The 308-nt window shown below is 62.7% G+C and carries 1 protein-coding gene; it reads right to left on the bottom strand.

Annotated features, from left to right (window positions below; all coding sequences use genetic code 11):
- On the bottom strand, nucleotides 1–308 hold a 308-nt coding region (locus HMPREF2888_RS12285), incomplete at both ends, for a biotin/lipoyl-containing protein (RefSeq protein WP_305764051.1).

Below are 308 nucleotides of genomic sequence, written 5' to 3'. Positions count from 1 at the left end.
GGCTCTGCCTTTTCTTCGGCCTTTGGCTCTTCCTTGGCTTCTTCCTTTTCGGAGGAAGCTGCAGGGGCAGCGTTGCCGTCGCCGATGCGGGCGATGATGGCTCCGACGTCGACGGTGTCGTCTTCGTCGGCGAGGATCTCGGTGAGGGTGCCGGCGACTGGGGATGGGATTTCGGTGTCGACCTTGTCGGTGGAGACCTCGAGGAGTGGTTCGTCGACCTCGACCGTGTCACCTACGGACTTCAGCCACTGGGTAATGGTGCCCTCGGTGACGGACTCGCCGAGCTCTGGCATAGCTACGTCGGTTGC

This window comes from Corynebacterium sp. HMSC077D03, from assembly GCF_001808545.1.
GTDB classification, from domain to species: Bacteria; Actinomycetota; Actinomycetes; order Mycobacteriales; family Mycobacteriaceae; genus Corynebacterium; species Corynebacterium simulans.
The sequence above is the reverse complement of the archived record's forward strand: the minus strand, read 5'-3'. Positions and strand labels throughout refer to the sequence as shown.